This window comes from Niallia circulans, from assembly GCF_007273535.1.
Classification (GTDB): Bacteria; Bacillota; Bacilli; order Bacillales; family Cytobacillaceae; genus Niallia; species Niallia circulans_B.
In genome coordinates, this window is record NZ_RIBP01000001.1 from 802878 (window position 1) to 823314 (window position 20437).

The 20437-nt window shown below is 37.9% G+C and carries 18 protein-coding genes; 7 read left to right on the forward strand and 11 right to left on the reverse strand.

Annotated elements, in window-relative coordinates:
- Positions 1-14: 14 nt before the first annotated feature.
- The 3 genes from CEQ21_RS04830 to CEQ21_RS04840 all read right to left on the reverse strand — a co-directional run bounded on the left by CEQ21_RS04830 (position 15) and on the right by CEQ21_RS04840 (position 3999).
- Positions 15-1910 carry a beta-glucoside-specific PTS transporter subunit IIABC gene (locus tag CEQ21_RS04830; protein ID WP_185763496.1) on the reverse strand — a complete coding sequence of 632 codons (1896 nt, stop codon included), beginning with the start codon at positions 1908-1910 and terminating at the stop codon, positions 15-17.
- Between the two features lie 97 nt (positions 1911-2007).
- Positions 2008-2844: a BglG family transcription antiterminator LicT gene (licT, locus tag CEQ21_RS04835; RefSeq protein ID WP_144454443.1), complete on the reverse strand. Its 837-nt coding sequence runs from the start codon at positions 2842-2844 to the stop codon at positions 2008-2010.
- A gap of 174 nt (positions 2845-3018) precedes the next feature.
- Positions 3019-3999 (reverse strand): HNH endonuclease, encoded by a 981-nt coding sequence (locus CEQ21_RS04840; protein WP_185763497.1) that lies wholly within the window; start codon positions 3997-3999, stop codon positions 3019-3021.
- Positions 4000-4707: 708 nt separating this feature from the next.
- Between CEQ21_RS04840 and CEQ21_RS04845 the strand changes: the two genes are divergently transcribed.
- Positions 4708-5145 (forward strand): IS3 family transposase, encoded by a 438-nt coding sequence (locus CEQ21_RS04845; protein ID WP_185763498.1) that lies wholly within the window; start codon positions 4708-4710, stop codon positions 5143-5145.
- A gap of 66 nt (positions 5146-5211) precedes the next feature.
- Here the strand turns inward: CEQ21_RS04845 and CEQ21_RS04850 are convergent, their stop codons facing one another.
- The 5 genes from CEQ21_RS04850 to CEQ21_RS04870 all read right to left on the reverse strand — a co-directional run bounded on the left by CEQ21_RS04850 (position 5212) and on the right by CEQ21_RS04870 (position 12900).
- A complete protein-coding gene (locus tag CEQ21_RS04850) occupies positions 5212-6714 on the reverse strand; it encodes a sulfatase family protein (protein WP_235907168.1) in 1503 nt (500 codons plus the stop codon).
- 19 nt (positions 6715-6733) lie between these two features.
- On the reverse strand, positions 6734-8119 hold the full coding sequence (locus CEQ21_RS04855; protein ID WP_185763499.1) for an MFS transporter: 1386 nt from the start codon (positions 8117-8119) through the stop codon (positions 6734-6736).
- 585 nt (positions 8120-8704) lie between these two features.
- The gene (locus tag CEQ21_RS04860; RefSeq protein ID WP_185763500.1) at positions 8705-10087 is read right to left on the reverse strand and encodes an MFS transporter; all 1383 of its coding nucleotides are present in this window, start codon (positions 10085-10087) and stop codon (positions 8705-8707) included.
- Positions 10088-10185: 98 nt separating this feature from the next.
- Positions 10186-11091, reverse strand: coding sequence for an ROK family protein (locus tag CEQ21_RS04865; RefSeq protein WP_185763501.1), 906 nt, complete (start codon positions 11089-11091; stop codon positions 10186-10188).
- Positions 11092-11121: 30 nt separating this feature from the next.
- Complete coding sequence (locus CEQ21_RS04870; protein WP_185763502.1) at positions 11122-12900, reverse strand: sulfatase; 1779 nt, start codon at positions 12898-12900, stop codon at positions 11122-11124.
- A gap of 266 nt (positions 12901-13166) precedes the next feature.
- Between CEQ21_RS04870 and CEQ21_RS04875 the strand changes: the two genes are divergently transcribed.
- The 4 genes from CEQ21_RS04875 (at position 13167) to CEQ21_RS04890 (ending at position 17105) form a co-directional block, all read left to right on the forward strand.
- Positions 13167-14219, forward strand: a complete 1053-nt coding sequence (locus CEQ21_RS04875; protein ID WP_185763503.1) for a LacI family DNA-binding transcriptional regulator — start codon at positions 13167-13169, stop codon at positions 14217-14219.
- A gap of 1 nt (position 14220) precedes the next feature.
- Positions 14221-15180 (forward strand): formylglycine-generating enzyme family protein, encoded by a 960-nt coding sequence (locus CEQ21_RS04880; protein ID WP_185763504.1) that lies wholly within the window; start codon positions 14221-14223, stop codon positions 15178-15180.
- Between the two features lie 47 nt (positions 15181-15227).
- Complete coding sequence (locus CEQ21_RS04885; protein ID WP_185763505.1) at positions 15228-16109, forward strand: LysR substrate-binding domain-containing protein; 882 nt, start codon at positions 15228-15230, stop codon at positions 16107-16109.
- Between the two features lie 162 nt (positions 16110-16271).
- The gene (locus tag CEQ21_RS04890) at positions 16272-17105 is read left to right on the forward strand and encodes a sulfite exporter TauE/SafE family protein (RefSeq protein ID WP_185764096.1); all 834 of its coding nucleotides are present in this window, start codon (positions 16272-16274) and stop codon (positions 17103-17105) included.
- A gap of 347 nt (positions 17106-17452) precedes the next feature.
- Here the strand turns inward: CEQ21_RS04890 and CEQ21_RS04895 are convergent, their stop codons facing one another.
- Together CEQ21_RS04895 and CEQ21_RS04900 are read right to left on the reverse strand one after the other, a co-directional pair.
- Positions 17453-18319: a phosphorothioated DNA-binding restriction endonuclease gene (locus CEQ21_RS04895; protein ID WP_185763506.1), complete on the reverse strand. Its 867-nt coding sequence runs from the start codon at positions 18317-18319 to the stop codon at positions 17453-17455.
- A gap of 167 nt (positions 18320-18486) precedes the next feature.
- A complete protein-coding gene (locus CEQ21_RS04900; protein WP_185763507.1) occupies positions 18487-18924 on the reverse strand; it encodes a hypothetical protein in 438 nt (145 codons plus the stop codon).
- A gap of 185 nt (positions 18925-19109) precedes the next feature.
- Between CEQ21_RS04900 and CEQ21_RS04905 the strand changes: the two genes are divergently transcribed.
- Positions 19110-19331: a DUF6366 family protein gene (locus CEQ21_RS04905; protein WP_185763508.1), complete on the forward strand. Its 222-nt coding sequence runs from the start codon at positions 19110-19112 to the stop codon at positions 19329-19331.
- 295 nt (positions 19332-19626) lie between these two features.
- Here CEQ21_RS04905 and CEQ21_RS04910 read toward each other — a convergent pair whose 3' ends face one another.
- Positions 19627-19773, reverse strand: coding sequence for a hypothetical protein (locus CEQ21_RS04910; protein WP_185763509.1), 147 nt, complete (start codon positions 19771-19773; stop codon positions 19627-19629).
- A gap of 365 nt (positions 19774-20138) precedes the next feature.
- Between CEQ21_RS04910 and CEQ21_RS04915 the strand changes: the two genes are divergently transcribed.
- The gene (locus CEQ21_RS04915; protein WP_185763510.1) at positions 20139-20285 is read left to right on the forward strand and encodes a BH0509 family protein; all 147 of its coding nucleotides are present in this window, start codon (positions 20139-20141) and stop codon (positions 20283-20285) included.
- The last annotated feature ends 152 nt before the right edge of the window (positions 20286-20437 follow it).

The window sequence follows — 20437 nt, forward strand, 5'->3', positions numbered from 1 at the left end:
ATTCTATGATTTATTTAACCAACTAAAGCGTTATCAACCTTGCTAACATAAATGATTTCATCGAATTTCTTAATATGGTCCAATGAAGGAATCTTCACTTCATAGTCTCCAGAGTTTGTGACAATAACTGGTGTTACTAAATCAAAGCCCGCTTCTTTTATCGCTTCCTTATCAAATGAAATCAGCACATCGCCTTTTTTCACACGGTCGCCTTTTTTGACATGACCAGTAAAATATTGTCCGTTTAGATTAACTGTTTCCAAGCCAATATGAATAAGAATTTCGATACCATCATCACTTTTTAAACCAATCGCATGCTTGGAATCAAAGAAGGCTTCAATTTCTCCGTCAAAGGGAGCTACTATTTTATTTTGGTCAGGGTAAATGGCAATCCCGTCACCGATTAATTTTTTCGAAAAGGTAGAGTCTTTTACTTCTGTCAGTGGTACAAAGGTGCCGCTGACTGGACTGTCTACTGCGATTTCTTTTTCTGTTGTCTTTGTTGCTTGTGCAGTACTTGATTTCTTTTTCTTCGTTGTATCAATATCTGCTTCTTTTTCATCAAAGCCAATAAACCATGTAAGTGTAAATGACAGGATAATCGCTAAGGCGCTTGCGATAACGGCAACAATAATGTTTGTATTTCCGACACCACCCAGGAATTCACCGATAGAAATTAAACCAGGTGTTGCCATTACGTATGTTTTTAATTGGAAGAAGCCTGTGAATGCACCAACGAGTCCACCGGAAATAATACATGCGATCATTGGCTTTTTCAGTTTTACGGTTACTCCATACATTGCTGGCTCTGTGATACCGCCAAGTAATGCGGAGAATGCAGCAGAATAAGCGATTTGCTTTTGCTTTTTGACCTTAGATTTCATCCCAACCGCTAGTGATGCTCCGCCCTGTGACAGGTTACTCGCTAGCTGAGCAACTAAAATTAGTGGATCAAAGCCTAATGTAGTGATGCTTGAGAGAATGATTGGCGTAAATGCTTGGTGCATCCCTGTTAGAACGATCAGCGGCATAAAGGCTGATAATAGTACAACAGCAACAATTCCTGTAGTGTCATACACGAACATAAGAGCATCTGTGAAATAATTACTCGCGATTGCACCAATTGGACCTAACACGATAAAGGCAATTGGAGCAGAAATGAGTAAAACTAGCAATGGCGATAGGAAGTTCTTCGCAACAGTTGGAACAATGCGATCTACAAATGGTTCAATATAACTCATTGCCCAGACAATTAACAATACAGGTATAACAGAATAGGAATACGATGCGGCAGTTACTGGAATGCCGAAGAAGTGAACGCTTTCTTCACCCATCATCGTAATAAAGTCTGGATAAACTAGCACACCTATAACTGCAACAGCTAATGTTTGTGATACTTTGAAATATCTAGCTGATGATGCAGCAAGCAGGATTGGCAGGAAGAAGAATGGTGCGTCACCGATTGCTGTGAATAAACGATAGCTTTGACTTTCTTCTGGCAAAATGTCAAGCATGACAATGATTAGTTGAACAACCTTCATCATCCCTCCGGCAATTAAGGCAGGGAGAACAGGAGCCATACAGCCGGAAATCATATTAAAGAAGCGGTTAATGATGTTTTGTTTTTGTTTGTTTCCTTCTGGTCGCTTCGTTTCATTTTCATCTAAGTTAGTAATTTTCATTAGTTCCTTATAGCATTTGGCAACATCATTACCTATGATTACCTGGTACAAACCGCCAGACTTCATGATGCCAAGAACACCGTCAATGTCCTCCACTTTTTTATCCTCGATAAACGATTCATCCTTTAATGTAAATCTTAATCTCGTATAGCAATGCACAACAGATACTATGTTTTCTTCTCCGCCAATTTCTTTTAATATATCTTTGGCTGTTTTTGCGTAATCCATAGGTTTTCCTCCTTTTTTGTATGAAAAAAAACCTAAGCACAGCACTAAAAAATAATTTTTTAGTGAATGCTTAGGTTTTGCCTTTAAGGTAACAATCCTAACAACTTTCTTTCACAATTCGTTCTATATGAATAATTAAATAAAATTTCTCATCGATGGTTAGCTTATGATCATAATGCTCTAACAACATTTTTTCAATTTTGTGGGCACATTTTTCAGCTTCAGGAAATCTGTCGGCAATAATGCTTAACAGCTCCTTATCCTCAACTAAGCTTGGCTTTTGGGTTAATATCCGATAGCTGAAGAATTTCAAATGGGTAATAAAACGGCCATAGCTAATACTGTCCTCATCATAGCTGATTTTAAAATGGTATTTGACGATATTTAAAATATCGTTAATAACAATCGTAATACTCGCTACGTCATTGACGTTATTATCGAGCTCAGCATTCACGAAATGCATTGCTATGAATGCAGCTTCATCGTCAAGTAAATCCAACTGAAACACTTGTCTGATTTTATCAACAGCTTTTTCTCCGACTTTAAATTCTTCTTTATATAATCGTTTAATATCCCAGTATAAGTCATTTTTAAGCTTAATTTGCTGGCGATAGCGCTCACATGTACTGTAAATATGATCTGTGAGAGTTACATAGATAGTATCGTTTATTTCTTTTCCAATTGTTCGTTTGGCATAATCAATGATCTTCTCGCTGATATCCATATACTCAATTGGAATCTGTGATACAACCTCCTGGAACTTCTTCTTCACCGTTGAGTTATTTAAGGTATAAACTTTAATGTCTGATGCTGTTTCAATTTCATCGCCTTTAATCTTTTGAAAGGCGATCCCTTTGCCTGTAACAATAATATCGTTCAGTTCAGCATCTTTACATATAACAACATTATTGTTGAGTACCTTATGTATCAACAAAACGGCGACCTCCCATATTTATTTTGCTTGAAACGTATGATGGGTTTTGCCTAATAAACTATAAATATAGTATTAGTAACAATGCCACTTATTGCTAAAATATATCGTAAACCGTTTTCATTGTCAAATGGAATATTCCGAAAAATCTATTTTACGAAAAAAAACAGCCCTTGTTTAAGGCTGTTCTATTACTTCTTCTTCTTCTTGGCTTTCTGTTTCTTCATTTGTGCCGATTGCTTTGCTCCAGATGTTTCTTTTATGCCATTTGAAGTATACCTTATTGTCTTGGTTTAACTTAATTTTCTTTTTCGTCAATAACCCGTATTTTAAGTAATCTTCTTCATTAATCTCAGGTGAGATGTGGAGTCTGCCTTGACCGTCAAAGGCAATTTTACCGTTTTCGTATAAGGCGTCGTGATTACTGCATAGCAGGATACCGTTGTATGGATCGTTTCGTTCTTCGTTTGTGCTGTCTTTCCATGGTTTGGAGCGGCTTGCTTTCAGCAGCTCTGGCAATTCGATATCGCATAATGCACATTTGCAGCCCCATAAGGACATTAAGTCCTTCTTGAATCGTTGCTGTCCTAAACGGATTTTTGTTTTCACTTCTGATTCTGTTTCGGCAATAACTGGTATTAATGTGTTATGCTCTGTTACTTTGATGTAATCCATCGATAATTCGAGCTGCTCTGTATCTATTAAGTAAATATTTAATTCGCCAATCAGCTCTAACAACTTGATCGCTAGTTCTTCATTACATGGGTACAAATAGCCTGAATTTCCACTTGCATCGTCTTGGAAAGGTGAATATTTGATTGGAAGCAGTGGTGAAATAGCGGCGAATTTCTCTTTTACATTTACCGATTTGTCCAGTTCATAATACTCGACCTCAACTAGGTACCCAGCTTCATCATCAAAAAGGTCTGATTGCAAAATTAGTGGCCTTGTTGCTTCCACACAATCCTCTTTCGCAATACTAATCGCCACAATATTTCCTTTCACATAATGAAAAATGCGGTCGCCCTTTTTCACTTCCTTCATTCTTTCCCACGAATGCTCGATACTGCCACCTTTAGCGATTTTCGGTGACCAGATTATTCCCATGTCCCTTACTTCATGGTATTTGCTTCCTTGCATGACTATATATGTGTTCAAGCTAACTTCCTCCTGTATATCTGCTTGCTTAAATCCTGTTATTTATTTCAGTTTGTTAACATTAACTTTTATAAATGCTTATTTTATTAATTTATTATTATATTGGATGCGTATAATTTTTTAGACTTTACTGAGTTAGTTTTTGTGCAGCTACATGTTATGTGCACACACTGATGCAGTAAGTTTATTCGTACGTTTGTTCCATAAGTAATTATAACATAAGCTGTACTGATTATTGTCTCCTTACGTGCTTATATTCGACTTTTTTTGACATGGTTAGTAGATGGATTTTAATTGCTTAATACTTCTGTAATTTATTTCTTTTCAAGCGAGTCTCGACAGTAAGTGTCTTTATCTTTTCACTCGTGTATTCAAATACATAAAAACATTTTATTGTTTCAGTATTATCAATGGTTTTAATATAGTGACTATATATAGCCACTATGATTTCTACATTACAATTCCTATATCCTAAATGGCATAAATCAATGTGTTTTGCATACTATTTTTTAGGAAAGTGTCCGTCTAGTAAGTCACCTTACTAATTAATATGTAATGCCAGATTTTTTCGCAAAACCTATACAAAATCTTTGAAACACATTAAACTAGATGTAATTACGAGATAGTTCAGCTAAGGATAAGCTGCCAATCTTGTTCATTATTACATTTTAAATGGAATAGAAATTCAACTTTTACTGAGGGATATATATGACATCAAAATCAAATAATTCAAAAAAGCAAAAAACTTCCGTTCCTCTGATAGCAAACAAAAGGCAGCAAGATATGGAAAATGACTACTTAACAAAACTAGAATTGCTTATGTCTAAACAAGAAAACATCACCAATCAAGACAAAGCCAAAATAGTCTATGAATTAAGGAAGCAATATCCGGTAACAGCTCTTGTGAAGTACGTTAATATTCCACGAAGCACTTATTATAACCTGCTGAAACAAATGAGCCGACCTGATAAGGATGCTGATATAAAGGTTGAAATACAAACAATTTTTGATGAGCATGAAGGCCGGTATGGCTACCGCCGAATTCGCGAGGAGCTTGCAAAGCGTGGACAAAACGTTAATCATAAGAAGGTTTTGCGAATCATGAAAATTTTAGGAATAAAAAGTTCTTCTAGCAGAAAAAAATGATCGTTTTTTTAAAATACCTTTAATAAAAAAAGTGAGTCCGATAAAATATCGAACTCACTTTTTTTGTTAGTGTGCTTTCGCTTCCCTGCTCGATCTTTTATGTGGAACAACGTCACAGGTTTGCTGGTAAAAATCTAGCATTTTTTCTTTTAAATCGAACAGAACGGAAGTTAAATTTGGATCATTTATACGATTAGTAGTTTCTTCTGGATCTTGCTTAATGTCGTATAATTCATCTTCTTCGTACACTCTTTTTACATATTTATAGTCTTTTGTGCGAATCATCGTTGCTTTAGTGTGCTCTGGTCCTTCACTGCGCTGCATTTCACCTCTTGGCCAATAAAGCATTGATGTGTCTTCATTTGCAGGTGCAGACTCATTGCAATGATATTCCCCATGCATTCTACCGCCTTCACAAAATACTGCTTCACGATGTTCTTCTTTTATTCCTGCAATTAATGGTGAAAGAGACTGTCCGAAATGGGTGTAATCTGCCTCTATCCCTGCCATTTCATGTACCGTCGCAGCCAAGTCCACAAGCTCGATTAAAGCATCGCTGATTCCTGGTTTGATTTGGTGGTGTGCTGGTGGTTTAACGATAAATGGTACTCTTGCCAAACAATCTTGAAAAGTATTTTGCGTTTTTTCTACTAATCCATAATCGCCTGTAAAGTCACCATGATCGGAAAAGAAAAAGACAGCTGTATCATCATAAATCCCCGCCTCTTTTAGTGCTTGCATTAATAGTCCAAATTGGTAATCAACGCGAGCACACATGCTGTAGTACACCGACCTTAGCTCAGTCCAGCGCTCCTCAGACCATCCTTCCATGTTATATCTTTCCCGCAGTCCTGCCAGCATTGACGGCATATCTTTTGAAAGGTCCTCTGCTTTGATACGGTTAGGCAGTTTTGATTTATCTATCATACTGTACCAAGGGTCCTCCACCGCATATGGGGGGTGGGGATAAAGTATAGGCAAGTAAATGCAAAGCGGCTTATCCTCTGGCGCGTTTTTAATCTGTTCAATTGCGCCGAAGATATTGGCCCAATCACTGTCATAATAGCATTCTTCTCCTTGCTCCTTTTCCAGCTTGCCAACTAAAAACGAGTAATACGTGTCACTGCCAGGCAACCCCCGCCAGTTATCCTCACCACCTGTGAACATACCGCCAAACATCGGCTTTGGCTGATTTTCCGGTTCATACTTCATATCGCAATACGCATCAAAGCCATTTTCTGAAGGAACAAGATCATTTTTCCCACCCCACCAGACATGATATCCATTATTCTTTAATGTCTTTAATAGTACAGGCTCCTCTTCGCTCATCATGTGATACATAGTGCGATGCCCTCTTACATGAGGATACCAGCCAGACATAAACGAACAGCGGCTTGGTGTACATACAGGGTTTTGGCAAAATGCGTTCCGAAAGGAGACACCGTCCTCTCTTGTCATTTCATCTAAATTAGGAGTTACTGCAGCAGGGTTCCCCATATGGCCAAGCACGTCCCCGCGCCATTGATCTGGATTAAACAAAATAATATGTGGTTTTTTCTTCATCGTCATCGTTTCTCCTCCCTTAAAATTATAGACCTGGCGGCTGGCTGTTTATGTCTTTTTTATTTATTTCTGCTAGTATTTTAGAGTGATAGTCATTATTAATCGGATAGAACTTCATAAATACTAAGCCAAGTGCATAGCCGATAATCGGAACAAGGAAGTACACATAGTTAATCATGCTCAATACCTCTGGAGGCTGCTGCGGTCCTGCAACGTAACCGACAACACCAAGCAAAACACCAGACAAAAGGCCGCCGATTGCTGCTCCAACCTTATTTATAAAAATCATCATCGAGTGGACTGTTGCAGAGCCATTTAAGCCTGTTTTAAGTTTGCCATAATCTACACAGTCTGGCAGCATCATCCACGGCAATACTGTTGTGAATGGACCGAGGACTTTAACGAAAACAGATAATACAAAAATTGTCATTACATATTCTGACGGGGTTAATAAAAGAATCGCCGATGGCACAATCGTTATAAAACAGCTGAAATTATAAAGTGCTTTTTTTCCGTATTTCTTGGCGAGATGCGGTGTCACAAAGTAAGCAGGAATCGCAAGAATTGTTCCCCAAATAAATAGCTGTGAATATAAGTCAGGTCTGCCAATATTATATTGCCAGTAGTAAATGGCAATCGAAGATGTGGACATTAGGGCTGCCATTTTTACTACAGTTGCAAGTAAAAGAATAGCAAGTGGTTTGTTTGTAGAGATTAATTTCATCTGCGCTTTAATAGTTGGATGCTCTTTTTGTTCCAATGATTTCAGGTTGTTAATTTCTTTATTATCATGCTGCTTTGAACCGTAAGCACAAAGCCAATAGGAGAAAATAGACGCAATCGAGAACAAGAGTGTGGCAAAAAACCAGCCTTTCTGTCCACTGCCGAAAAAGGCTACTAATGGAAGCACAGAGCCTGAAACTGCTAAGCTTCCAAGGTTACCCATAAAATTCTTTGCTGTAACAATCCAGTTTCTCTGTGTTGTTTCTTGACTTAACACTGCACTTAGAGCGTGATATGGTATATTAACGATAGATGAAACAAAGGAATATCCGACGTATACGGCAATGGCATAAGCAATTTTACCTGTTGGACTTAATTCAGGTGCCGTAAATAGCAGCAATGTTGACATTGCCAGCAGTGGCGAGCCAAAGATTAACCATGGTCTATATGTGCCCCACCTGCTCCTCGTTCGATCTGCAAGCATTCCTAAAAAAGGATCTAAAAAGGCATCTATCAATCTAACAACCAAAAATACAGTACCAACAGCAGCAGGTGAAATCTTAAATACATCTGTGTAGAAAAACATTAAAAAGGAAGTAGTAAATACAAATAATAAATTGGAACCAAAACCGCCAAAAGAATAAAATACAACTTCACTCTTTTTTACACTTGCATTTGCGCTTTTCATACGTTTCCCCCTTATGATTTCATCCTAATTAACCTCTAAAAACAATTAATAATGTAATCACCTCCACATTTATATAGAAGCGCTTCCACATTTTGTTGTAAGCACTTTCATCTTGCTGTTAGCACAAATTTATCAAAAAATTTCACCTTCTGCAATATCATTAAATTTATAGGGTATAACGAAGTTTTATATATTTAAATTATATAAGGAAGCGCTTTCTATTATAATTCAAAGTGGCTAGAACATAAGTATGTGAATCAGCATAAAAAACGAACTATCTATTCAAATACCGATTAGATAGCTCGTTTTTTCTTGGGTTACAATAATTAGAAATCTTAGTGGAATGGAGCGGAGGCCACTCGACTCCTGCGGGAAATAGAGGAAAAGGTGAGACCCCACAGGCGAAGCCGAGGAGACTCATCTTCCTCCCCGCGGAAAGCGTTTGGCTATAGCGCAATGAAACGAACTAATTTTAACTCCATATTTTATTTAGTCACAAGCTCCATTTTTTAAAAATTGATGTAATTTTATTATTCGAGTTTAGAAAGGTTATCTTTTGTTTTGTCCCAACCTCTTATAAGGATATTAGCTAACTACTTTATTTTGATTCTCTCTTTCGTCTATGTCTTTTGTCATTTTAGCTTGTACCTCTGGAGTAATTCCATAGAATTTAAACGCAATAATAGCGATAATATAGCCAATAACAGGGGCAAGGAAATAAAGGTAGGTAATCATATTTAATGCTTCTGTTGTTTGCTGCTGACCTGCGGCATATCCGGCAGTACCAAGGAGAGCGCCAGCAAGAATCCCGCCAAGTGCTGCAGCTAATTTATTTGTAAACAGCATCATTGAGTGAATCGTTGCTGATCCGTTAATGCCTGTTTTCCATTTTCCATAATCAACACAGTCTGCAATCATTATCCATGGCAGAACACCTGATAACGGTCCGAGGACTTTGACTAAAACAGATAGTGTAAAAATTTCCGCTATATTTTCGTAGGAAGAGAATAACAAAATGACAAGTGGTAAAATCGTTATCAAACACGAAACAATAAACACTTTTTTCTTGCCAAATTTTGTGACGAACCAAGGAATAGACAGAAACGCAGGAATGGATAACAATGTCCCCCAAATGAATAATTGGGAATATAAATCCTCTCTGCCAATATTGTATTGCCAATAGTAAATAGCCGTTTGCGAGTTAACAATTTGTGCTGTCATATTAGCAAAGCCAGCGATTAATAAGGCAAGTAACGGTCCATTTTTTGAAATAATCTTCAGCTGCTCCTTAAGTGGAGGATGACCTTCAGTAGAATTCAGTGCTTTTTGATTATTAACCTCTGCGTTATCTGCATTTTTAGCACCGATTGCACAAAACCAATAGGATGCAATCGTAACGACAGAAAATGCTAATGTAGTATAGAACCAGCCTTTTTCGCCACTGCCAAAGAACGCAACAACTGGTAGTGCTGCACCAGAAATCAACAATGTTCCAAGACTGCCCATAAGCTGTTTGGCCGTTACAATCACTGTCCGTTGACTTGGGTCCTGACTCAAAATTGGTGTTAAGGCGTGATATGGAATATTGACAAGTGAAGAAACTAGAGAATATCCAACATACACCGCAATCGCATAAATGATTTTATTAGATGCACTTAAATCTGGTGCACTGAATAACAGCAATGTCATCGCTGCTAATAATGGCGAACCAAACATTAACCACGGACGATATGTACCCCACTTGCTTCTTGTTCTGTCAGCAAGCATGCCAATAAACGGATCTAAAATGGCATCAATAACTCTAACAAGCAAAAATACCGAACCTACTGCTAATGGTGATATTTTAAATACATCTGTATAGAAATACATTAAAAAGGATGTTGTTAATGTGAATAGAAGATTTGATCCAAATCCGCCAAGTGAATAGAAAAATATATCGCTTTTTTGGGCTCTTGTTTTTGTGCTCATCTGTTTTTTCCCTCCGTAAAATTACATTATAAATTATAGAAGCGCTTCCACAAATTATTAAAAGTTGTGGAGGCAACAATATGCTGCCCCGCCCTTTTTTAGCTTATAAACGCTCCCTCTTTGCTCACAAAGAAATGATACAATGCTCCATAAAGGTTCGCATCATTGCGGAAATGACAAGCAACAATATTCGGGTTCGCCATATGCATCGGATTTGCCTGTTTAATTTCCTCTACTGCCCACTTAATTCGTTCTAATAGAATCTTTTGAGCACTGACACCACCACCGATGGCAAATATCTCTGGGTCTAGAATATATTGAAGATTAAGGATTTGACCTGCTACGTGTATACAAAAATCATCAAAAATCTTCATCGCTTCCTTGTCGCCGCTATTTATATAGTTAAATACAGCTTCACCATCGGTTAAGTCTGCAAGCTGCTTAACTTCCGCTATGCTGCGCACCATTAAGGCACCAGAACCTAAAGCACCCATAAAGCTTGTTTCTTTCGTATTTGGATCTAAATTGCTCATCACATAGCTGATTTCTCCTGCTGACAGATTCACTCCGCGATGCAGTTTTCCATCTAAAATCACTCCGCCGCCAACGCCGCTCCCCAGCACTAATACGACAGCATCTTTTTTCCCTTTAATACTGCCAAGCCAAAGTTCAGCTAATGCAGCACACTTACCATCGTTTTCCACCGTTGTTTCTATGTTATATTTGCTTTTTATCATGTCTGCAAGATTTACTTCATGCAAAAACGGAAAGGAACCGCCGTAATAAATGACACCGCTGTTAACATCCACTGTGCCTGGACAGCTTATCGCAATCCCTTTGATGCTAGTTAAATCATGCTCTTCAATGATGGAAAATAAAGCTTCCTTAAAATCAGGCAGATTTGTTTTAACTGTCGGCTTTTTGTTTTTTTCCATAATCGTTCCTGCCGAATTAAGCAGGGCATATTTAATAAATGTTCCTCCCATATCCATAACAAGATACATTGTCATCATCCTTTCTTGGCAAAATTCCTGTTAGCTTGTTCGTCCTGCCAACCCTGTAAAGTACTGGGCCTTTGCCTTTTGCTCCTTTTCATAAGCTGTCTCAATGAACTCATGAACAGTCTCTGTAGAAACTCCATCTTGAGCTGACTTTAGGACAAATTCTTCAAACTGGTTTAATAATTCAGCGCGCTGTTCTTCGGGAGTTATATTCAATAATGCGCGCAGCTGATTTTGGGCAGCTCTTTCCCATGGATGATTTGGGAGCACTGTTATCTGTTCCTTTTTCCGAATTTCTTCTTTCTGCTTTTGTAGCTCTTCTACTGTCATGCGGCCATCCTCTGGTATGCCTAATCGTGCAAATTGTTCTGGTGGAGCATCATTTTTCCGCATTTGTGCTGCCATCTTTTCAATGAGCTTTAATTCTACTTCTATATTTTCAAGTTCTTCGTTTTGGTGTGGATCATTATGAACATCGAAAAGCTTAGAACCAAATTGAAATGCATTCACAAACCCGGCGCCTGCCTTAATTTTCATTGTCTGGCAGCATTTCGTAAAAGAGAACGGTTGCTGAATTTCAATATTTTGCAGCTCTTCTGGGGCAAATGGCTGTCTCATATGTGTTGGCATCAATGTATATTCATAGAGTGGCTCATTTTTTGGTGCTACAGGTGCTCGCATGTATACATAATTACCATCTGTTATATTTACATGACCGCCGTGGTATCCAAATAATGCCGTTTCCCTGATAGGTACATCCGCTTGAATGGTTTGGCGCAGTGGTTGTCCATCCATATTCTCAGGCAGCGAAACACCAAAGAAGTCGAGCAATGTTGGTGCTATATCAACTGTTTGTACAATCGATTGTCGTCTTTCCCCCGTAACGCCGACTCGCGGGTCCCAGACGAATAATGGCGTATGCGCAATTTCTTCATAAACAGGCATTACACTTTTCGACCACCAGCCATGCTCTCCTAATAAATAGCCGTGATCTGTATTGACGATAAGCATCGTGTCTTTCCACATATCATTTTTGTCCATTAAATCAATTACTTGCCCTAAGTAATGGTCGCACATGCTCAATAATGCTGCATATTCATACTTCCCATGTGAGACGACCTCTTTACTTTCCTGGACAAAATAATATGGCGGCCAATCAAAGTGCTTACCACTATATTCATGAGGATAAAGTTCTTTGTAGTGCGAATAAGAGAAAAACGGTTCATGCGGATCAAATGTTTCAAGCTGTAAAAACCAATTATCTTCCTCCTTATTCTTTTCAATAAACTCCATGCCCAAGTTGAATGTGCTAGTCTGCGGGTGATTTTGCTCTTCTTCAAAATAGGTCCGGTTAACTAAATCCTGTCTGTACATATTACTACTCGCAAGCGATTTTGCTGTTTCTGTTTCCGGATAGTCCGGGTCCTTAACATGCCCTTTCCATGGATCACCCTCTTGTCCTCTAACTAATTCAAAGGAGTTGTATCTTGTATGGTAAGTTGCTCCCCCATCCTCCCAATAATGCTGATGATCTGTTACTAAATGGGTGTAGACGCCATTTTTTTTTAAGATTTCAGGCATGGAATTGTCAAATGGTTCAATTGGACCCCAGCTGCGATGCAGAAAATTGTATCTGCCTGTATGCAGCTCTCTTCTTGCCGGCATGCATGGCAGGCTGCCTGCATAGGACTGATCAAACACAACTGTTTTTTCTCCTAGCTTCTTAAAGTTAGGTGCATGAATCCAATCACAGCCGTAGTTTGGAAGCATATGTCTATTTAACGTATCAAACATCACCATTATGGCTCGCATAAGTATCTCTCCTCCAATTTTTAATGTAGAAGCGCTTCCACATTTGTTTTCACCACATCTGAAAGCGCTTATTATTTTGTTACGTACAATTTATCAAAATTGTTAAACGCTTGCAATAACAATATATTTATAGGGTATAACGAACTTTTATACACGATTGACCTGTTCATGCTTTAATGGTAAATTAGCAGTAATAATATAGAAGCGCTTCCATAAACCTTTTAATGCTTCTATCTGCCGATAAATTTAAAAAAGTGGTGAGTATATTGAAGGTATCTATTTATGATGTTGCAAATCTAGCAGGAGTATCTATTTCCACTGTTTCAAGAGTATTAAACAAAAGCGGCTACACAAGCAGCAAAACAGAAAAGAAGGTAATGGATGCCGTAGAAAAGCTGAATTTTACACCAAGCTCCATCGCTCAAAATCTAGCGAATAATGAAACGAAATTGATTGGGCTTTATTTTCCGTTTCAAACCCCTTCTATTGAAGGCACGTCCAATACATATTTACTTGAATTCATTAACGGTGTTAACAAAATATTGATAAAGTTTGGTTATCACCTTTTATTAATTAATGAAACAGCTACAAAAGAACAAATTCAAGGAAATGAGTGCCCTCCCCAGTATTACAGCTTTATTAAACAAAAGAAAATTGACGGTCTTATACTAGGTGGTACACCGCTAATCTGTGATGCCTTTCTTGAGCTATTACATGCAAAAATGCCGATGGTCTATATTGGAGAGAAAACAGTCGACCATATCGGCTTAAATGTTTATGCAAAGTACAAGCAATATAACAAAGACCTGCTAGATCATTTCACTAGCCATCACCATCAGCATATGGCCATCATCAGTACAGAGGAGAAAATAATCAACAGCGTCACACAAGATTATACAGCAGTAAATAAAGAGGTTCTGCAAATTGATGTTCATCATCATACAGGCAGTCTTGATGCGTATATCCAGCTATTAAAGCAAATTTTCAGCAACGAAGATAAGCCGACTGCCCTTTTAGTACAAGATATTTCCATCGTTCAGCAAACAATCAATTATTTAAACAATCTTCAATTAAAGGTTCCACATGATGTATCAATAGCTACAATCGAACATCGATACGGTGATGGCGAACAATGCTTCCCTGCTGTAACAAGCGTGTATGTTCCAGCCTTTCAAATGGGAATGGAGGCAGCAAGTCTTTTATTCCGCTATCTGCAGGGTGCTGTGGAATTTAATCAAGAGATTTTAATAGATTCGACTATTACAGACCGCAAGTCAGTCATTCACAGAAACCACCTAACAAAAGAGGAAGTGATCTAAAATGAAGGAAACACGGTCATGCTGTGCAGTTAGAAGAAATGAAACAGCAAGTAAAAATAAACAAACACATGCTGACATACCTGCAGCTAACCTGGAAGTGAAATTTAGAAACAAAATGGTCCAGTTACAAGGCGGTGAGTTTTTTATGGGAACAACGGAAAAGGAAGGTTTTCCTGCAGATGGTGAAGGTCCCGTACGCAAAATCGAGCTTGATTCCTTTCTAATAGATGCTTATTGTGTCACAAATGAAGAGTTTGCAGCATTTGTGGAGGATACTGGCTATGTAACAGAAGCAGAACGCTTCGGCTGGTCCTTTGTTTTTTATCTGTTCCTTTCACCGATTCAGCTAAGGCAAACACCGCCTGTTCCCAATACGCCTTGGTGGCATGGTGTTAACGGTGCCTATTGGAAAGCGCCTGAAGGTCCTGGCTCACATATTAATGACCGTATGAACCACCCTGTCGTGCATATTTCATGGAATGATGCCAATGCATTTTGCCGCTGGGCAGGCAAGCGACTCCCAACTGAAGCAGAGTGGGAATATGCTGCCAGAGGCGGACTTGAAAGAAAAAAATACCCTTGGGGAGACGAACTAACACCGAACGGCGAACACTATTGCAATATATGGCAAGGTGTATTCCCAAGAATGAATACAAAGGAAGACGGCTATGCAGGAACTGCTCCGGCTCAATCATTCCCGGCGAACGGATACGGACTGTACAATACTTCCGGCAATGTATGGGAATGGTGCTCGGACTGGTTTAGCAGAAGCATCCATGAACGAGGCGGACAGACAAATCCGCAAGGACCGGAAAACGGGGAAACAAGAATTATGAGGGGCGGCTCCTACCTTTGTCATGAATCTTATTGCAATCGTTATCGTGTTGCTGCTCGGACCTCCAATACACCAGACAGTTCTTCTGGGCATCTTGGCTTTAGGTGTGTTGCCGATGTTAAGTAATACCTTTTATACTGCTTAAAAAAGCTTACTAAGGTGGAGATTATTAAGTGAATATAGAGAGTTTGAAAATGTTTTGCCTTGTTGTCGAGGAAGGCACGATCAGTCAAGCCGCCCGTTTAAGCTTTGTGACACAGCCAGCAGTGACAAGACAAATCCGACAATTAGAGGAAGTCTATCAAGCACAGCTGTTTGAACGGAGTGCCGGTAAATTAACGTTATCCAAAGCAGGTGAAATTCTTTATCCATTTGCAAAGGAAATCGTAGAGTATTCCAAGCTTTCCTTTGCGGCAATCCAGGAATTGACCGGGAATGAGGATATTGTCTTAAATATCGGTGCAAGCTCGACGATTGGCGAATATTTATTGCCTGGTTTACTCGGAGAATTCAGCAGAAGCTATCCAGACTTAAAGTTTAGCCTTTCCATCGGCAATACCCCTACCATATTGGCAAAACTAGACAATAATGAAATCGATATTGCCTTTGTTGAGGGTGCTGTTGACAATACAGAGCTTATCCGTGAAAAGTTTGCAGATGATGAACTGATTCTCGTCACCTCTCCTGCTCATTTCTGGAGCAGCAGAGATCATATCAGTATCCAAGAGCTTTCCGAAGCAAAAATGATTTGGAGAGAAACAGATTCTGGAACACGGCTTATTGTGGAAACTGCGTTAAACGAGCATGGTGTGCTCGGTAATATTAAAAGCGCAATGGAACTAGGAAGCTATCAATCCATAAAAAGTGCTGTCGAAGCCGATTTAGGTGTGAGCATTATGCCAAGATTGACTGTCACAAAGGAAATAAAGAGCGGAACTCTGCATGAAGTGAAGATAACCAATTTCCTTATCTCCCGTGATTTATGGATGGTGCAGAAATCCCATCGCTTTAGAAAATCCGGATTAAAATATTTCGTGCAATTTATTCGACAGTAATATATTAAGCAGGCATTTCCTTCAGAAAAAGCCTGCTTTTTCCTATTAATATAAGGTTTTTATCATGGGTATAACAGTTGCTTATAGGCTATGAAATTATTCAAATATACAATCGTCGCTTCCTTTGATAGCCTTAAGGTATAAGAAAAAGGAGGAGCGATGATGGATATCATAACAGGTTTATTATTGATTATCGTCGGCATTATTGCAGGTGGCTATGGAACAATTGTCGGTGCTGGCGGCGGCTTTATCTTTGTTCCTGCATTATTGCTGGTGTTTCAGATGGATCCTGCCCTTGCTGCTGGTTCTGGAATCGTCATTGTTTTAATAAACTCCCTGTCAGGGGTAGTCGGCTATGCAAAACAAAAACGAATTCATTACCACACAGGCTTAACACTAAGTGCTGGTGCTATCCCCGGTTCGATTCTCGGTGTATGGCTTCTGCAAATCTACTCATCTAGCTATTTTTATGTTATTTTCGCCACAATTTTAGTTGCTTTAGGGATATTCCTATTCGCCAAAAATTCCCCGTTTGCAAATCTAAAAAGGAAAAAAGCACGGCAATTAGGGCAAGAAGGAACGGCAAAGGATGAAATTGCCGCAACTAGTGAAGAATATTCTTCACTCGAAGAAGCTGTACATTTGCCAATAGCCTACATTCTCCCAATTGGCTTTCTGATGGGAGTGCTTTCCAGCTATTTAGGAATTGGCGGCGGCTGGCTCCTTGTTCCAATATTGATATATGGCTTTAAAGTTCCAACACATATCGCTACCGCAACGTCCATATTTTCCCTTACCATCTATTCATCTGTAGGAGCTATTTCGCAAATTTTTTACAGCAGTATTGATTGGCAAATTGTCTTATGGGGTGGCATTGGCGTCCTAATCGGCTCCCAGCTTGGCGTACTGCTTTCAAAAAAAATACCAGGCAAGGTCATATTGCAGATGCTGTCTGTGCTGTTAATCATTATCGGCTTTCGTTTGTATTTAAGCTAATTTTCATCTTTCACTGCCTCCCTCTTCCTCCTTCTTTTTATAGGTTAGGGTAAAACCAGTACATTTCAATACTTAGAGAATTTAACTAGTGACTGCGCTCGTTTTAGAGGTTTTTTCAAAAGTTGAGGTTTATGAAAAATCCAGTATTATCAAGTTTAATTGATGGTGTCTACATTTAGACACCATCTTGTTTGAATGGATGAGAAATAATCACTTATCGAGCAATAATCTTAAGAAACATTCACTGATTTTACTCGTTAAGTGACTATGTTTGGTCACTTATTACTATTGCTTTACCTAAAAAAAGAGCTGTTAGGATTATCACTAACAGCTCCTTTTCGTGTATTCTAAATCATGTAGCTAGGTCCTCTAAAGACCTCCTTCACATGCCAATTTAAATAAGTTTGATTTGGATAATAGTAGGCTTGAATTGGTTCACGGACGGTTTTGCCATTGAAATTCATTAACCATTCCTGAAATCCATGAGTACCATGTGCATCTTGAGAAACAATCATTCTTCGTTCCTCTGTTAACGTAAATACACCTCTATCAAAGAGCTTATGATGCAGTGAGCATAAGGCAATTCCATTTTCTTCTGTATCAGGTCCACCTGCTTGATGCCATTTAATATGTGCCGCTTCAATCCCAACAAGCGTATGAGCTAATCGGACATTAAAACCACAAATTGCACAGCTATATCCATATGCTCTCAAAATTCGCTCTCTAAACTTAGGATCTCTTTTCTTCCTTGTATATAAAGTAAAATCAAGACCAACCGCATCTAAAAGATCCTCATGCATGGTTTCAGGAAAGTGCTTATCTAATATTACTTGGGAAACCTCCTGCATCAAGCTTTGGTTTTCATTTAAAAGACCAAAAACCTCTCTTGTAAAACCAGCTGACACATGATCATTAAGTAGCTGACGATTATTGGGGCTTTTTTCATTTACCTCTCTATCCAAAATCCAAATGCCATCCTTCTTTAACCGCACAAACGGCTCTTCTGGATGATAAGATTTGCGAATTGGACCAAATTCTCGCAGTAATTCTGTCAGCCTAACTCTAGTTTCTTCATAAGACAATAATCTATCACTTTGAGCCTGCATTTGTCCTAAGGCATAAAGAATTAATAGCGGTTTATGTGGGGCACGCTGGTCCCCTTTTTTCCATATTGATAATTTCTGAATCTTCGTTTTCAATTCATCTGCATTCATTACTATCACCATTCTATTGGGGTATGATAGATATAAGTATAACAAAAACCTAGAAAATTAACTTCTTAGTTTTTGCTTGTTTATTAAGGTGCAGCTATTTGAGGTGGAGTTAGATTTAAAAGAATTTTTACTAGCTAGACAATTACTCGTTTTTAAAGTAACAGTCCTTACTTAAATAATTTTTGAATCTCGATTATTTTATCCTCCTTAAAGATGAAGGAGTTTGTATTACTTCCTTCGTCTTTAGAAGTTGAGACAAGAAAAGAGTCATTACTATTAACAAACAATACTGCTTCTGGAATTTTCTCGTTCTTCATGATAACACTATAATAATCATCCAGATTTAAGGACCTAGGCTCTCTCACCCATTTTGCATCTGCAAAATCACTCATTATTTTCGATATTTCTTTTGGATTAGTAACATTCACGACTTGTTGTTTATTGCTATCAACACTTAACTTTGTGACTTCAATGGAGGTAATATCTTCATTGTTGATTCCGGTAACAGAATTAAAATCTTTATCTTTAAAATTAACATTGTAAATAATTATTCCTATCCCTCCAACAAGGATAATGGCTATCATAATGGTTAAGACTTTTTTCAAGTTAACACTCCTAATAAGACATTATTTATAATATGGAATAACCTATATTCCCCAGCCTAGCTTAAATCTACAAATAGCTATGCCCTATCTATTTTATAAACTATGCCAATAGTAAATTATCAATTTGTTCATTTTTCCAAAAATACTGTATAATGTAAAAAATGAACAAATTGGAGGTTCTTCCTATGACTGGTAAGCAAACAGCTGCAGAAAAACGCGAGCAACTACGGCAGCAAGAGTTAAAAAACAATCCGACAGGAACATTAAAGGATTCAATAGATAAAGCAGACAATGGCAGCACATTAGAGTTTACTGGTAACAGCAATTGGAAAGAAACTGGCTTTACGATTTTATTAATTGTAGTTGCTGTTTTAGGCTATTTTGGTTATCGATTACTTTTTAGCTGATATTATTTTAGATATTCGTTTATAGAGATTTAGGAAGTTGAATTTAGATTATTGCTGGTTTGAGTACAGCTTACTTTTATTTCCTTTCCTTTCCTATCTTATCTATACCTAAATCCTCCAATTAATGGAGGTTTTTTTGATGATTATCACAACTAAGTACTGTTCTATTATTTGCTGCAGGGAAAATGCTTATCACCAACAAACCAAGCTAATGATAAAACGGAAACTGTAATTAATATTGCTGGTAATATAACTTGTGCACCTTTTTTCAATTTATATGTACTGCTTCATTCACTTATTGTGTTTTAGTTGGCCTGGGCTTACTATATCCTGCGGCAAGAAACAAAAAGAATAATGACAATAAGATTCCAGTAGCTCCTTTTTCAAAGAAAGCAAAAAATGGCGGACTGACAGCTGCAAGCATAAAGAATAGTTTCATCATATTGTTAAGACGTCCTACTTTTATTAGATTTTTCCTCTAACCATTTTGCTCTTGATAATTGTCCCCATAATCCAAGTCCGCCTAAAATAATAACAATTCCAAGTGTAATCCAGATCATCTGTACTCCTCCTTGTAGGTATTTTTCCATTTTCTTACTACCTTTTTTTACGTGCGACTGTTAAAAAAGATTCATACCCTTATACATAATAAAGATAAATAACAATTTCGGATTATTTTTCGAAAAACAATCTAATTTTAATATTTGTTTAATCTCATATTGAGATATATAATAAAGATAAGAACAGAGGGAAAACGTTTTCAACTCAACCAATTCGTTACTTCTCACACTTAAGGGAGGATTTAAAATGAGCCGAGTAGAAAGAAATTCCAAAGTAAAGAAATTAATGGAGCAAACAAAATTCAATGAGAATGAAATCTCAAAAATGACAGATTCACAGATTGAATATTATCACTGGCTCTATTTTGTTGACTCAGAATATGACTATATGTAAATAAAATATATGCAAAATAAAAACCGGGACAATCCTCATAAACAGATTGTCCCGGTTTTGCTTTGCCAAAATCCCCTTGTAATCCACCAAAATGGAAAACCCGATTAGACATACTTCTTAAATTATTCAATGCTCCGTATTCTTTTACAATT